Here is a 13,466-nt window from a genome sequence, read left to right as displayed (position 1 = left end):
CCCTATCTGGCTGATTACTTGAGACCGAGCTCGTCGAGGATCTGGGCCAGGCGCTCGCGCGAGACCTCTTTCACCTCCTGGTACGAGACCGGCTTGGAATGCGGTTGCGACCAGATCGGCTGAAGCGCGTCCGCGGCCTTTTCCGCAAGCGCGCCGTGCTTGGAGAGCCAGCCCTTGAAGAGCGCGCGGTTCTGCTCGCCGAACTGCTCGTCGTTCACGAGCAGGTAAATGAGGTCGACGGTGTTCGCGAGGTTGCGCTCGTAGTCGGCCTCGGCCGCCGAAATCACCGGCGGAGTGATGAAGTCGTTGTTGGCGGCAGCGGCCTGCATGAAGAACCCCGAGCGGATCAGCTCGCCCACCAGCGGCTCGAACACGATGTTGATGGCGAAGTACTGCTCGAGATAGTCCTCGGCGCCCATGATCGTCTCGACCGCCTCGCGGCAGGGCTGCCAGATCGGGTCCTCGAGCCAGGTCTTCTTGCCGAGCTCGTCGTCCCAGCCGTCGAGATCCATGCCGATCTCGGCGAGGTAGAGCGTGATGTCCTGCGTCAGGCGCATCTTGTAGGACGAGTTGGTCAGCGTGGCGTTGTTGATCATCTGCGTGTAGCCGTAGCGCTGCGCCTGCATGAGCGAGGTGCCAAGGCCGAACTCGGCATGCTTCCAGGCGCCGAGATGCTTCTGCAGGACGGTCTGCCAGGCCTTGTCGAACACCTTGTGCGCACCGGCCTTGCGGGCGTTCGCGATGACGTTCTGCACCATGGTCTCGATCTTCGACTGGCGCTGGTAGTGGGTCCGCTCCCATTCCTGGTCGGGGGCGCGGAAGGCGTGCCAGTTGCTGGACTGCGCGGCGGTGGAGGTCTTCTGGTAGGCGCCGCCGCCCTTGCCGCCCTCGAACTCGATGATCCAGTTCTGGATCAGGTAGCGCTCGGGATCGGGCTGGACGTCGCAGGTGACGTCCTCGTAATGGGTCGCCCGTTTGCCGCGCGGGGTGAAGTAGCTGTACTTGCGGCTCTTCGAGCCGACGAACTCTGCGGCACCCGCGGCGCCGGAGCCGACGGAACTAGATGTTGCTACCATGGTAGCCTCCCTTGGTTGGTGTCACGTCACTAGCGTTCGGACCGGTCTCAGTGGCCCGAAGAACCGGAAGTGGGCGTGAACTTGTCGAAGAAGATGCGGTCGGTATCGAAGTCGTGCATGAAAAGCACCGGCGTCAGCGCGTCGATCATCGGCGGCGGTCCGCAGGCGTAGACGTCGCCGTCGCCGTCGATCCCCAGCGCCTTGAGCCGCCGGTCCACCGCCTCGTGCACGAAGCCGCGCTCGCCGGTCCAGTCTGCGTCGTCGTCGGCATGGCTGAGCACCGGGATGAACTCGATGCCCGGATGGGCCGCGGTCAGCGCATCGATCCGGTCGAGCAGGATCAAATCGTCGCGGGTGCGGGCGCCGTAGAAGAAGTAGACCGGGCGGTCCTCGCCGCTGGCGACGTGATCGTTGAGGATCGACCAGACCGGCGACATGCCCGATCCTGCGCCCACGAGGATCACGGGTCCTTCTCGGTCTTCCCGTCGGAAGCACATTCCGTAGGGTCCCTCGATGCTGACGTCGGCGCCGGCCTTGATGCCTCCGTCGTCGAGCTCGTTCGAGAAGCGTCCGTCGGGGTACTTCTTGATGATGAAGCCGAGTTCTTGGGTTTCGCTCGGCGGATTTGCCATGGAGAACGAGCGTGTAATCTCCTCCCCCTTTTCCGTCTTGACCGTGATGTCGACATATTGGCCCGCCCAGAACTTGAGAGGTACATCCAACTCGATCTGAACGCCTCGGATATCATGGGTCAGTTTCTGGAAATCGACGATCTTGCCCGAGAACTGCCGGACCGGAATGGACTTGGAGAGGGCCTCCTCGTCATAGTTCAGAAGCTCGATGTCCACGTCGCTGTAGGCAAGGGTACGGCACATCAGGATGTGGCCGCTGTCCTTCTCCATCTCGTTCAGCGCGAAGGTGGAATACTTGAGCATCTCGGTCTCGCCATCGAGCTGGACGCATTTGCAGGCCGAGCATTGCCCTTCCTTGCAACCATGCGGCAGCGCGATGCCCTGGCGGAACGCGGCGTCGAGGATCGTCTCGTCCTCGTCCACCTCGAATTCCACGCCGACAGGCTGCAATCGGACGGTATAGGTCTCCGTCATTCTATCCTCCCTGGGGCACGGCACGCGCCATTCGCGCGGCCGAGGGTCCGGGAGCCGCGAGGGCGGCTCCCGGTCGTGTCGTGTCAGTTGCAGGGGTTGATGGTGAACCCGGCGCGGTACTCGGCGATGTGGGCCTCGCGGTCCGCGTCGTTCATCCCGCGCAGCATGTTCAGCGGCGAGCGGAGCGTGTGGCCACGCACGTGCTCGAGCTTCCACATGTCCTTGTTGTCGAAGCGCAGGTGCGGCTGCGGCACCAGCGTCTCGCCATCGTCGCGGACGAAGTTCAGGTCGACGATCGCGTCGGCGAGATCCCAGCCGTCATAGACCGACTCCCACTCGCGCTTGCCCGAGAACTTGCCCATCGCCGGCGTCGGACGACCCTGGTACTCGTCAGCGAAGGCCTCGACGGCGGTCCAGCGGTCGAGCTCGTGGGCGAAGGTGTGCAGCTGGCCGTCGATCTCGTCCACGACCATGTCCTCGCGGATGAGGCAGGGCACGAGGCAGGACCAGCAGCGGTGCGGATAGACGTAGCCGGTATCCTGGTTGAAGGTGATGACGGTCTCGCCCGGCTTGCTGAGCTTGCCGTACCACCGCCAGTATTCGCCGAACTCGGCGTACCAGCCCGGGTACTTGTGTTCGAACCACTCGAAGTCCTTGTCGGTCTGGGCCTCGATGCGCCAGAAGTTGACCGGCCAGCCGACCGAAAAGAACTGCGCGACCTTGTGGACGTAGTTCTTCTTGGTGATCCGGTTCCAGGCTTCCTGCACATCGTCATGGTGGATCTTCACGCCGTACTTCTCGAGCGGCAGCATGTAGGTCCGGTAGTAGTCCTCGAAGATCCAGCGGTGCCACATCTCCGCGTAGGATTCCTTGTCCTTGTCGCGGTTGGTGGTGCCGTACTCGATGAAGGTACCGATGGCGGCGTCGACGATGGCGTGGTTCTGCCAGAAGGCGTAGCGCAGGTCGCGCTCGAGCAGCAGGTGGTTCTCGGGCTCCTTGAGCGCGGCCATCAGCAGCGAGTGGCCGTTGCCGATGTGGCGGCTCTCGTCCGACTGCACCGACAGGAACACCGTGGGCAGTGCGTAGTCGCCGTTGCGGGCGGCCTCCGACGGCATGGCCACGAAGAGCGTGTTGGTGAACGCGGTCTCGGCGACCACGGTCAGGTACATGCAGGCGGCGGTCATGGTGTCGCCGGTGATGAAGCCCTCACCGAACTGGCGGCCGATGGTGGTGGCGTAGCACTTGCCGAACGCCTCCTCGGTGATGTCGAACCCGGCGGGGTCGATATAGTTCTCCATGTACCACTTCTTCAGGTTCATCTGGATCGTGGAATGGCGGAACTCGTCGACCATCTGCATGGTGAAGCCGGTGCGCAGGTCCTCGCCCGGAGACAGGCGGGCGACCATGGCCATCGAGCGCGCGGCCGAGATCTCGGGGAAGGGGATGATCGCGAGGAAGAGCTTCATCCACTCGATCCAGCGCGGCTCCACGTTGCGGAACATGTCGCCGCGCAGCGCGGCGTCGAGCGCGCCGTAGACCCGGTTGTCCTTTTCCTCTTCCATCGGGAAGTAGGAGCGCAGCACCTGTTTCATCGGATCGCGCGGCGCCTTGGTGATCTTGTAGTCCGTCGGGAAGGTCGCGGCCTCCTGAACGTAGGTCGGGTTCCACCCCAGATCCGCGATCTTCTTGGTCGCCTCCCCGACCGAGATACCACGTTGCGACGTGATCTTGTTAAGCGTCAAAGTCATGCCATGAGCCTCCTTAAAGCTCTGAGCCCGGTTTCCCGGCCACGTTTTGGCGGCTTTCGCCGTTTCATTGCGTGCTTCGGGCCCGGGGCCGCGTCGCACGGGGTTCTCGGCAAAGGTGGGGAAGCTCGAGGCGCGCAGATCGGCACGGCCCGCGGCGCGCGCGGGCGATGCTGGCGACATCTCTCCTCCCGGTCCTTCGTTCTTTGGCATCTCTTCCACAGGGAAGATCGCGTGTTATGCCTCTCTTCATGCAAGGACCGTTCCCATGCGGCGAAATGTGCAGTTGCAGCATGGAAAATTTACATAAGTAACTGAAAATACGATTTAAATTTTGTTCATTTATTTTGCGGAAGGCTGCGGGTGTGGGCGCGAAACCGGCGCCGGCCGGCGACTGTCACATTGTTTTACGCCCCGCGTTACACCTCCCGGCGGGCGGGCGTTACACCGGACATGAAAGAGCCGCGCTCGCGAAGGTGCGGGCGCGGCTCGGAAGACCTGCAGAAGGGGAGGAGTGTCAGGCGCGCAGGCGCCGCTGAGATGCCGGGGCGAAGCCCAGTTCGTGGCGGTATCTCGCGACCACACGGCGCGACACCGCGAGCCCCTCGGCGCGCAAGGCGTCCGAAAGCTGCACGTCGGACAGCGGGTGGCTCGCGCATTCGGCCAGCAGCAGCGCCCGCAGCCGCGCCAGCACCTTCGGCTTCGACGGGCCGTCCGTCGAGCAGAGCGCCGAGCGCCGCGCGCAGAGGGTGCGGGCCGGGATGATGCCGTTCGGCCCCTCGATCAGCAGCCCGTTCAGGACCCGGCTCACGGTGCTGAGATGAAACCCGGTCTTCGCCGCGATCATCGCCTGGGTGAGCGGTTGCAAGGCCTCGGGGCCGTCGCGGAAGAAGGCGCCCTGCACCTCGATCATCACCTGCACGATCTGTTTCAGCGCGCCTTGCCGCAGGTCGAGCGCCTGCTTCAGCGCCCTGGCCTCGCCGAGCGCCCGCCGCATCTCGGGCGAGCTGTCACCCGAGGCCCCGGGCGGTACCGCCACCACTGTCTCGAAGCTCGTGCGGAAGATCGGAACCCAGCCGTCGCCGCGCGCCTCGATCCGGACGTCGGCCTCGCGCATCAGGGTAAGGTCGGTGGCGAACTGGCTCCCCGGCTTGGGATCGAGCCGCCGCAACCGGTGCAGCCGCGTGGCAATCGTTGCCGCATCGAGCCCGGTCGCGCGCTCCAGCGCCTCCGCGCCGCCGGTTCCCAGCACCTCGAGATGTGCCAGCACCCGCCCGGCAGCGTCATCCCAGAGCCCCTGATCCTCGAGCTGCAGCCGCAGACAGTCCCTCAGATCGCGCGCGAAGATACCGGCGGGCGAGACCCGCCGCTGCACCAGATCCAGCGCGGATTCAACGAGTTGCACGCTCAGCCCCAGCGTCTCCGCGATCTGCGGCACCGGGCGTCCCAGCCAGCCGGAGGGCTCCAGCTCCTCGACCAGCGCGAGGATCAGCCGCTCCATGGCGGCGCCGCGCCCGGCGAGGCCGGCCAGCTCGCGCAGCACATGGTCGTAGAGACTGGTGGGCCGGTCCGCGAAGGTGCTGTCGATCAGGTCATGGGCGCTGCCGGCGCGGATCGCGGTCTGACGGCGGCGTCGCACCACCAGCAGCGGGTTGCTCTGCGCCGTCTGCAACAGGTGCTCGTCCAGCTCCTCGCCGGAGAGTTGCAGCACGCTGATCACGTGGCCCATCCGGAACACCTGGCTCTGGCTCACCTGCAGGCGGGTCGACGGGCTCATCGCGCGCGACTCGCGGAAACATCTGGCCAGATTTCGAAGGCTTGCGCTACGCTCGGGGCGAAACCGTCAGGACCCTTGCAAAGATGGCCGACTCCCTGCCCCCCGGTGCGATCGCGCCGCTGTTCCAGAGCCCGCCCGAGCTGTCCTACCCGGGGCTGTCGCCGCAGCTGCTGGCGCGGACCAAGCAGCTCTGGTCGGCGCGCGGACTCGATTTCGACCGCCACTGGCGCGAGGGCATCCGGGCGCTGCCGGGGTTCCGCGCGGTGCCGCGGCTCGACGATGCGCCGAACAGCGCCGCGGTCGATCTGGTGTTCCTCTTCGATCAATGTGTGCTCTGGGTCCGGTCCCTGCACCGGGCGGCGGCGCTGGGCCACGCGCGCGGCGCCGAGGGGCTGGCCCCGGCGCAATGGCTCGGGCTTGCGGGGCTCTTCGCCCGGCTTGAGGAGCAGATGACCGCGCTGCGCATCCTCGCCCTGACCGGGCTGCCGCTGCCCGCCATGCAGATCGCCCGCTCGATCTCCGAGGACGCCGACATGGCGCTCGTGCTGCTGATCCGGCCCAAGCTCGCCGAGCGCTTTGCCGATTGCCGCTCGGTCGACGAGGCCAGCGAGTTCTGGCGCCGGCACATCTCGGGCGGGCGGGCCTTCCGGACGATCTCGGAGAAGCTCTACAGCGTCGGTATCGACCATTCCGCCGACACCGATTACGCCAAGTGGCGCCGCGCGGTACTGACCACGCTGGGCGCGGCCGTGCACAGCAACGTGCTGACCTCCGGCGCCCAGGCGCGGCGACCGGGGCAGGTACTGCTCAACGACGACAGTCTGCATTTCGCGACATTCCGGGTGCATGAACTCTGTGCCTATGCCCAGCTTCTGGCGCCGGAGCTGACCGACATCCTGCGCGGCGCGACCGAGCCCGCCACCGGGACCGATCCTCTCGCCGGGCTGGCGGCGCCGCTCAGCGGCATCCTCGTCAGCCAGATCCAGAGCCTCAACACGCCAGCCCCGGCGACGGTCGCCACGGGCCGCACGCGCCGGCATTAATGCATCGCCTCCTCGCCCTTGCCGAGACGGCCCTGCGCGATCCATTGCGCGGCGAGGATGAGCGCGCCGGTGGCAAAATCCTTGCCGTGCTCCTCGATCATCTCTTCGGCGATCTTGGCCAGATCCTGGAAATAGCGGTCCTTGCTTTGCTCTTCGGCATCAAGTGCTTGGGTCATCGGTTTCTCTCCGTTCCGGGTCATTTGAACATGTGTTTGGGGAAGGTGGCGAGCGCGGCGGTGCCGCCGGCGGTGCCGATGGCGAGATGCGCGCCGTCGGGCGACCAGGCCAGCGCCGTGGCCGGATCACCGTTGCCCTCGCGCAGCATCATCTCTGCGCGCTGGCCGATCTGGCAGAGCGTCACCAGCCCGTTGGCATAGCCCACCGCGCAGAGATCGCGGTGGGGATGGGCGGCGACGGTTTCCACGAGGGTGAGCCCGGGCTTTCCGGTCTCGATGGGCGTGCCCTCGTGATCGCCGAAGGGCAGGTCGGGCAGGCGCCAGCCGACCACGCGGAACGCACCCGCAGCGACGAGCACGCCGGCCTTCCGGCTGAAATCCGAGACGGTGACGGGGGCGGGGAAGTCGACGATGCAGTCGGCGCGGGCCGCGGGGACATCGACCAGAAGCAGCGCCTTGTCCCGGCAGCTGCCCACAAGCCAACGCCCGTCCGGCGACCAGATGAGATCCGAGACCTCGCCCTCCGCCGGGGTTCCGGCGCGCTGCGCGAGCGTCTCCGCATCGAGGACGGAGACCCGCCCCGGCCCCCAGCAGGCGATGCGCGTGCCGTCCGGCGAGACCGCCAGGCGCTGCACCGCGTGGCCGGGCTCTGCGGTGGCCAATGTGCGCCCGTCCTCGGGCGAGACAACGATCAGCCGGGTACCCTGCGCAACGACGATCCCACGTTTCTCTGGCAGCGTGGCAAGCGCTGTGACAGGCTCGGGGCCCACCTTGGCGACCCGCACGGTCTGGCCGCGCGCGGTGGCCCGCCAGATCTCGGTCCCGTCGGGCGAGACGAAGGCGAAGCCCTGTTGCGCCAGCGTGGCGATGCCGGTCTCGCAGCCCGTCACCGGCGCCTCGGTCACGAGAGGCATCGGCAGCGGCTTCTCGCGCGGGCGGATGGTCATGCGGCCGGTGTCGAGCTCGGTGCGCATCCGGCTTTCGGGCGTCTCACCGTCCTTGGTCTGCAGGAAGGCGAGCCGTCCTTCCCCGAGCGTGACCGCAACCGAGCCCCCGACCACGTTGAACCGGACCGCGCGGACCGGCGCCCCGAGATCCCACGAGCGGGCGATGAGGTCGAAGAGGGACAGGGATTGCGGCGATACGTGCTGGGTCATTTCTCATCTCTTTCGATAGCTGCCGCGAGGTGCCGGTCGAGCTCCGCCAGCTCCGCCTCGAGCGCGGTGATCAGGGTCATGCTGGCGTCGAGCGCCTCGTCGTTGGCGGCGCGGTCCGCGTCATGGGGGTCTTCGGAAGCGCCGTCCTCCTCGGCCTTCTGGTCGAGGATCATCATGCCGCTGGCGATCTGGTTGAGCCGCAGGTGCTCGCAATTGGCGGCGGCAATGGCCTGGATCAGCGCCATCCGCTGGTCGAGGATCGTCCGGACGTCGGGCGGTTGACCTGTCATGGCATTGCGCCAAGATTGGAGGGTGCGCGTCCGCAGAGGGGTTCCCGCCGATGATCGATCCCGTCGACAACCGCTTCTTCCGAAGCCTCCAGGCCGTCGTGGCCGGGGATGAGGCCGTGGACCCGGCCTGCCGCACCGCCATCGACCGTGCGGTCGAGACCGGGGCACCGCTCGATCTGCGCGCGGCGCGCGAACATGTCGACGCGCTGCCCGCCGCGCAGCGGGACAGGATCCTCGCGCAGGTGCACAGGGCGATGGCTACGGATCTGGCGTCGATCTGGGATCTGCTCCCCAACGCGCAAGGGACAGGCAGGCCCAACTGACGCGGTCACCCCTCCCGTTTCGGTCGTGTCAAACATCGGTGTCCCCCTCCCTTGAGCATCCGACTGATTGAGTGCCGAGGAGACTATCCCACGCCCGTGGCTCCGCAAACGAAACCGCGTGAAAACCGGCGATCCGGCACCGGAAAAGATGTATCCGTAAAGTACCGTTACGCTTCGGGCGGCGAGATTGTAACGCTCTGTTCCGGAATGATTTTTCTGCATCGCAGAATCTTCGGAATGCGGGCGCAGAAACGAATCGGGCATTGATTCGGACCTGCATTTGCGAAAGCCTGTGCGGGTTGCAGGACGGGACGGAGCGGTGCCATGGTGCCCTTTCCAGACAGGCTCGATGTGGGGGATGTTTCGCTGCGGCGGATGCAGGCGGGCGACCTGCCGGCGATTGCACGACAGCTCGGAACGCCTGAGATCGCGCGCTGGATGGCCGCCGCCCGACAGCCCTTTGGCCTTGCCGAAGCGGGCGAGATCCTCGCGCTCAGCCAGGAACCCGCGCAGCGGATCCGGGTGCTGGAACGGGGCGGGGAGGTCATCGGCTGCCTGCGGCTGGCGCCTGAAATGTGGTTCTGGCTCGACGCGGTGGCTCAGGGAGACGGGATCATGTCGACCGTCCTGCGCGCGGCGATCTCCGCCCATTTCGCCGAGCCTTCCCCGCCGCTGATTGCCTGTTGTCGGGACGACAATGTCGCCTCGCAGGGGGTGCTGGTCGGTCTCGGCTTCTCACGCGCGCCGGCGCGGAGACGGATGTTCTTCGAGGCAGAGGGACGCTCGCAGCCGTGCCACGACTACGCCATGACGCCTGAGCAATGGCAGTTCCTCTGCCCGCCGGTGGTGTCCCTGGAGGGCCTCACGGCGCGCCCGGCGCTCCAGAAGGACGCACCGCGTCTGGCCCTGATGCGGGTGGGCCTGGTGGACGCCAGAGATGCGCCCTGGCCGGAGCCCCAAGATCTGGGCGCCTTCATCGAAACCCACCGCTCCCGCGCGCCCGGGCGAGGATTGTTTGTGCTCGAGGATGACCACCGCAGGGTCATCGGCGCGGCGTTGATCGGCGAAGGGGAAGGCGTCCGCTCCCTGCATTTTCTGAGCGAAGGTGACGCCGGGCGACATCGCGGAGAGGCGGAGGAACTGCTCGGGATACTTGGCCCGCAGGGCTGACCATCGACCCGCGAAACCGGTGCGTCGCAGGGTCCGGTCACACGTCACCGGCTGGCAGGACAAGGCCACGACCGACCCGGATCAACTCCGCCGCTGGTGGCGCAAGTGGCCCGACGCCACGCCCGCTATCCCTGCGGGCAGCCGCTCCGGCATTGCGCAGTGCTCGACCTCGACCGCAAAAATGGGAAGAACGGCTTCGGGACGCTGCGTGAGCTGGGGCACGACCCGGACGTGCTGAGCCGACTCCGCCGCGCGAGTGGTATGTGCCCGATTGGATTCCGACAAAGATCGTTCACATGGTGGCAGGCGACGGCGGCTCCACGACCTGCGCGGCAGCGCCGTAACGCGGCTTGCACGGGCGGAATGCATGACAGCGGAAATCGCCACTATCACCGGGCACAGTCTTGAAGGGGTGAGGCGATCCTCGACGCTCACTATCTGAAGCGCGATTCGTCTCTTGGCGTCTCCGCCATTCGGAAGCTGGAACTGCACGAAAGGAGAACTAAGAGTCCCAACTGACCGCCCAACTGCTCAACCCAGCTCTTGGGGTGAGGTGGGGAAAACTGTTTGGGATCAATGGTAGCGGAGGAGGGACTTGAACCCCCGACACGCGGATTATGATTCCGCTGCTCTAACCAACTGAGCTACTCCGCCAAACCGTGCGCGGTGGGTATGATAGAGGGCCGGGCACGTCAAGCGCAAAAATCGCGTTTCGGACAGATCTCGGTCATGACGCCGGGGTACGGCATTGGCGCCATAGCGCTGACCCCCGCAGAGGCCCGCGGGAGGCCCCGAATTCGTGCCCGGCACAGCCGCGCCAGACCCCTCACTTCACGATCATCTCGTCCTTCACGAACATGTTCGCCCAGGCGCGATCCACCAGTTCGGGCGTCATCTTGTAGGGCCAACCCTCGAAATCGCAGACCGACAGCATCTGGTCGATGAGGAACACCGGCTGGTAGTTTGCATAAACGTTGTCGATCGTCGGGTACTTGTTCTTGAGCAGGTGAACGAGCGAGACCTCGTCCAGCTGCAGCTTCTTCTTGCGCGCGACCAGCGCGAAGATCTTCAGGAAGTCCTCCTGGCTCGGGCCGTCGATCTTGATCTTGAAGAAGATCCGCCGGAGCGCCGCCTGGTCGAAGATCTCGTTGGGGTGGAAGTTGGTCGAGAAAATCACCAGCGTGTCGAAGGGCACCTCGAACTTCTCGCCCGATTGCAGCGCAAGGATGTCCTTTGATTCCTCCAGCGGCACGATCCAGCGGTTCACCAGCTTCTGCGGCGGCTCGGCCTGGCGCCCGAGGTCGTCGACGATGAAGATGCCGCCGGTGGACTTGAGCTGCAGCGGCGCCTGGTAGGTGCGGGCGGTGGGGTTGTAGACAAGGTCCAGCATGCCGAGCGAGAGCTCGCCGCCGGTGATCACCGTGGGCCGGTCGCAGAGCACGTAACGGGTGTCGAAGCGGGTCATCCGGCGCAGACGGGTGGGGTCGTCGGCCTCTTCCTCGGCCGCGGAGTGCACGATGGGGTCGTAGACCGAGATCACCTGGCCGGAGTACGCGATGGCGCGGGGCACGTAGATCTTGTCGCCCATGGCGTCGCGGATGCCGTTCGAGATCGAAGACTTGCCGTTGCCCGGCGGTCCGTACATCAGGATCGAGCGGCCGGCGCCGACGGCGGGCCCGAGGTGCGAGATCAGGTGTTCGGGCAGGATCAGGTGCCCCATGGCGCCCAGCAGCTGCTCGCGCGAGATCCGGACGTTGCGGATCGACTGCCGCTTCACCTGCTCGCGGTAGATGTCGAGGGGCACCGGCATCGGGCCGAAGTACTCGGACTGCGCCAGCGCGTCGAGCGCCCGGGCCTTGCCGGAATCGGTGAGCTGGTAGGGCATCCCGGTAGAGCCCGAGGCGTTGAGCGTGCCCATGGCCTCGAGCAGCCCCTGCGCGCGGGCGATGTCGATGATCTCCTGCGTGATGCCGATGGGCAGGCACATGGCGCGCGACAGGTGGGTGACGGTGGTGGCGTTCTTGCGGAACACGGTCTTGAGCGCGATGTCCCGCATGAAGACCTCGGGCAGGCTGAGCTCGTCCAGCCGCTTGGGCGGCGGGGGCGCCATGACGGCGCGGGTTTCCATGTTCATCTCTCTGCGGGGCCCGATGTGTTCTGTTCCCAGGCAGGAAACAGAATTTTTGTGGCGAGAGCTTGGCTGACCTTGGGAAAAGCGGCGGCGTCAGCTGCCGTAGACGATTCCCGTCACGAGGTAGAGCGCCAGCGTACCTCCCAGCGCCATGCCCATGGGGAAGCGATTGCCGCTGCTCCAGCTCTTCCAGTCGGGTGCCAGACGCGAGAGCCTGCTCAGCTTGGCGATGCGGTGGCTCAGGAAGGCCGCGAGGATCGAGGCGGCGAGCAGCGCCATCAGGAAGCGCAGGTCGCCGAGATGCACGAAGGGGGCGGCGGCCGCGATGAACTTGGCGTCGCCCGCCCCCATGATGCCGCCCGCGTTGAGCGCGATGCCCGCGACCAGCGCCACGGCGAGATGGGTGTAGCGCCAGAGATAGGCGTCGAAGGGCAGGGCGAAGGCCCCGACGACCATGAAGACCAGCAGCAGGAGCAGGTTCGCCTGGTTGGTGATCCGCAACTCCCGCATGTCCGTGAAGCTGACATAGAGGCAGATCGGCAGCACGAAAGGCGCGAACCAGGTCGCGGCGGAGGCGGAAATCGACAGCATCGGCTCAGTTCGAGACCGGGGCTTCCAATGCCGCCAGCGCCGTGGCCGCGGCGTCGAAGTGCTGCGGGTGGGTTTCGACGGCATTGCGCAGCAGGCCCTTGCCGATCTCGACGTCGCCGCGCTTGATCGCCGCAAGGCCGAGCGTGTGCAGCAGCTCGGCCCGTTCGACCTGGCTCATCTGCATCACCGGCAGGGTGTAGTTGCCCTGCGCGCCGCGGGCGAGCACGAGGTTGTTCTTGGCGGTGAACATGCGGGGATCGTGGCGCAGCGTGTCGAAGAACATCTTCTCGGCGCCGGCGTAATCGCCGCGGGTCAGCTTGGAATAGCCCCAGTTGTTGAGAACCGGGGCGGGCTTGGTGGTCAGACCGACGGCGGTCTCGTAGAAACTGTCGGCCTTGGCCCAGTTCTGGTTGCTGTCGGCGATCATCGCCTCGAGCCGGTAGCGCTGGTAGCTCTCGTGGGTCGGCGGGATGGCGTTGAGCGTGGCTTCGGCGCGGTCCCAGTCGTTGTTGCGGATCATTGCGTCGGCCAACGACACCCGGTCCTCGTCGGTGGCATCCGCATGCGAGACGACCTTGTTCCAGGCGGCCACGGCCTCGGTGTTGCGCTTGGCGCGGACAAGGGATTTGGCAAGGCCGCGCAGCAGATCGATGCGGTCGGGATCCATGCCGTCGGCGCGCTGGAAATAGGCCACCGCCTCGTTCGGGTCGCCCGCGGTGAGCATGAGCTCGTTGAGCCCGGTGCCGTCGATGGCGTTCACACCGGCGAAGTCGCGGTCGACCGCGTCCTTGTCGATGGCTTTGTCACATGCGGATAGACCGACGACCCCTGCAACGCAGAGGATCACGAGAATGAGGTGGCGCATGTGCTGCGTCCTTATA

The 13,466-nt window shown here is 66.2% G+C and carries 14 protein-coding genes and 1 tRNA gene; 4 read left to right on the top strand and 11 right to left on the bottom strand.

The window, feature by feature from the left end:
- Positions 1 to 14: 14 nt before the first annotated feature.
- The 4 genes from BLQ77_RS01680 to BLQ77_RS01665 all read right to left on the bottom strand — a co-directional run bounded on the left by BLQ77_RS01680 (position 15) and on the right by BLQ77_RS01665 (position 5,704).
- The gene (locus BLQ77_RS01680) at positions 15 to 1,076 is read right to left on the bottom strand and encodes an aromatic/alkene monooxygenase hydroxylase subunit beta (protein WP_089954598.1); all 1,062 of its coding nucleotides are present in this window, start codon (positions 1,074 to 1,076) and stop codon (positions 15 to 17) included.
- A gap of 47 nt (positions 1,077 to 1,123) precedes the next feature.
- Positions 1,124 to 2,182, bottom strand: a complete 1,059-nt coding sequence (locus BLQ77_RS01675; protein ID WP_089954596.1) for a 2Fe-2S iron-sulfur cluster-binding protein — start codon at positions 2,180 to 2,182, stop codon at positions 1,124 to 1,126.
- Positions 2,183 to 2,265: 83 nt separating this feature from the next.
- Complete coding sequence (locus tag BLQ77_RS01670; protein WP_008884305.1) at positions 2,266 to 3,930, bottom strand: aromatic/alkene/methane monooxygenase hydroxylase/oxygenase subunit alpha; 1,665 nt, start codon at positions 3,928 to 3,930, stop codon at positions 2,266 to 2,268.
- A gap of 514 nt (positions 3,931 to 4,444) precedes the next feature.
- Positions 4,445 to 5,704: an RNA polymerase factor sigma-54 gene (locus BLQ77_RS01665; protein ID WP_089954593.1), complete on the bottom strand. Its 1,260-nt coding sequence runs from the start codon at positions 5,702 to 5,704 to the stop codon at positions 4,445 to 4,447.
- Positions 5,705 to 5,787: 83 nt separating this feature from the next.
- Here BLQ77_RS01665 and BLQ77_RS01660 point away from each other — a divergent pair, with 83 nt between their 5' ends.
- Positions 5,788 to 6,747 carry a hypothetical protein gene (locus tag BLQ77_RS01660; protein ID WP_089954591.1) on the top strand — a complete coding sequence of 320 codons (960 nt, stop codon included), beginning with the start codon at positions 5,788 to 5,790 and terminating at the stop codon, positions 6,745 to 6,747.
- Here the strand turns inward: BLQ77_RS01660 and BLQ77_RS01655 are convergent.
- The 3 genes from BLQ77_RS01655 to BLQ77_RS01645 are packed head-to-tail and all read right to left on the bottom strand — an operon-like array spanning position 6,744 to position 8,370.
- Positions 6,744 to 6,923 carry a hypothetical protein gene (locus BLQ77_RS01655; protein ID WP_089954589.1) on the bottom strand — a complete coding sequence of 60 codons (180 nt, stop codon included), beginning with the start codon at positions 6,921 to 6,923 and terminating at the stop codon, positions 6,744 to 6,746. The genes BLQ77_RS01660 and BLQ77_RS01655 overlap by 4 nt on opposite strands.
- A gap of 20 nt (positions 6,924 to 6,943) precedes the next feature.
- Positions 6,944 to 8,080: a WD40 repeat domain-containing protein gene (locus BLQ77_RS01650; protein ID WP_089954579.1), complete on the bottom strand. Its 1,137-nt coding sequence runs from the start codon at positions 8,078 to 8,080 to the stop codon at positions 6,944 to 6,946.
- Positions 8,077 to 8,370: a hypothetical protein gene (locus tag BLQ77_RS01645; RefSeq protein WP_008884468.1), complete on the bottom strand. Its 294-nt coding sequence runs from the start codon at positions 8,368 to 8,370 to the stop codon at positions 8,077 to 8,079. The genes BLQ77_RS01650 and BLQ77_RS01645 overlap by 4 nt, the downstream gene beginning before the upstream one ends.
- 50 nt (positions 8,371 to 8,420) lie before the next feature.
- Between BLQ77_RS01645 and BLQ77_RS01640 the strand changes: the two genes are divergently transcribed.
- The 3 genes from BLQ77_RS01640 to BLQ77_RS29805 all read left to right on the top strand — a co-directional run bounded on the left by BLQ77_RS01640 (position 8,421) and on the right by BLQ77_RS29805 (position 10,101).
- A complete protein-coding gene (locus tag BLQ77_RS01640; RefSeq protein ID WP_008885065.1) occupies positions 8,421 to 8,693 on the top strand; it encodes a hypothetical protein in 273 nt (90 codons plus the stop codon).
- A 324-nt stretch (positions 8,694 to 9,017) separates the two neighbouring features.
- Positions 9,018 to 9,863: a GNAT family N-acetyltransferase gene (locus BLQ77_RS01635; protein ID WP_089954577.1), complete on the top strand. Its 846-nt coding sequence runs from the start codon at positions 9,018 to 9,020 to the stop codon at positions 9,861 to 9,863.
- Complete coding sequence (locus tag BLQ77_RS29805; RefSeq protein ID WP_089954574.1) at positions 9,799 to 10,101, top strand: bifunctional DNA primase/polymerase; 303 nt, start codon at positions 9,799 to 9,801, stop codon at positions 10,099 to 10,101. The genes BLQ77_RS01635 and BLQ77_RS29805 overlap by 65 nt, the downstream gene beginning before the upstream one ends.
- A gap of 339 nt (positions 10,102 to 10,440) precedes the next feature.
- Here the strand turns inward: BLQ77_RS29805 and BLQ77_RS01620 are convergent.
- From BLQ77_RS01620 to BLQ77_RS01605, 4 genes are all read right to left on the bottom strand, one after another.
- Positions 10,441 to 10,517: transfer RNA gene (locus tag BLQ77_RS01620), tRNA-Met, on the bottom strand.
- Positions 10,518 to 10,689: 172 nt separating this feature from the next.
- On the bottom strand, positions 10,690 to 11,997 hold the full coding sequence (locus BLQ77_RS01615; protein ID WP_089954572.1) for a DUF8689 domain-containing protein: 1,308 nt from the start codon (positions 11,995 to 11,997) through the stop codon (positions 10,690 to 10,692).
- A gap of 90 nt (positions 11,998 to 12,087) precedes the next feature.
- Positions 12,088 to 12,585: a prepilin peptidase gene (locus BLQ77_RS01610; RefSeq protein ID WP_008883854.1), complete on the bottom strand. Its 498-nt coding sequence runs from the start codon at positions 12,583 to 12,585 to the stop codon at positions 12,088 to 12,090.
- A 4-nt stretch (positions 12,586 to 12,589) separates the two neighbouring features.
- On the bottom strand, positions 12,590 to 13,450 hold the full coding sequence (locus BLQ77_RS01605) for a tetratricopeptide repeat protein (RefSeq protein WP_089954569.1): 861 nt from the start codon (positions 13,448 to 13,450) through the stop codon (positions 12,590 to 12,592).
- Positions 13,451 to 13,466 lie beyond the last annotated feature (16 nt).

The organism is Salipiger thiooxidans, assembly GCF_900102075.1.
In the GTDB taxonomy this organism is placed as follows: Bacteria; Pseudomonadota; Alphaproteobacteria; order Rhodobacterales; family Rhodobacteraceae; genus Salipiger; species Salipiger thiooxidans.
This window is presented reverse-complemented; position numbering and strand designations above follow the sequence as displayed.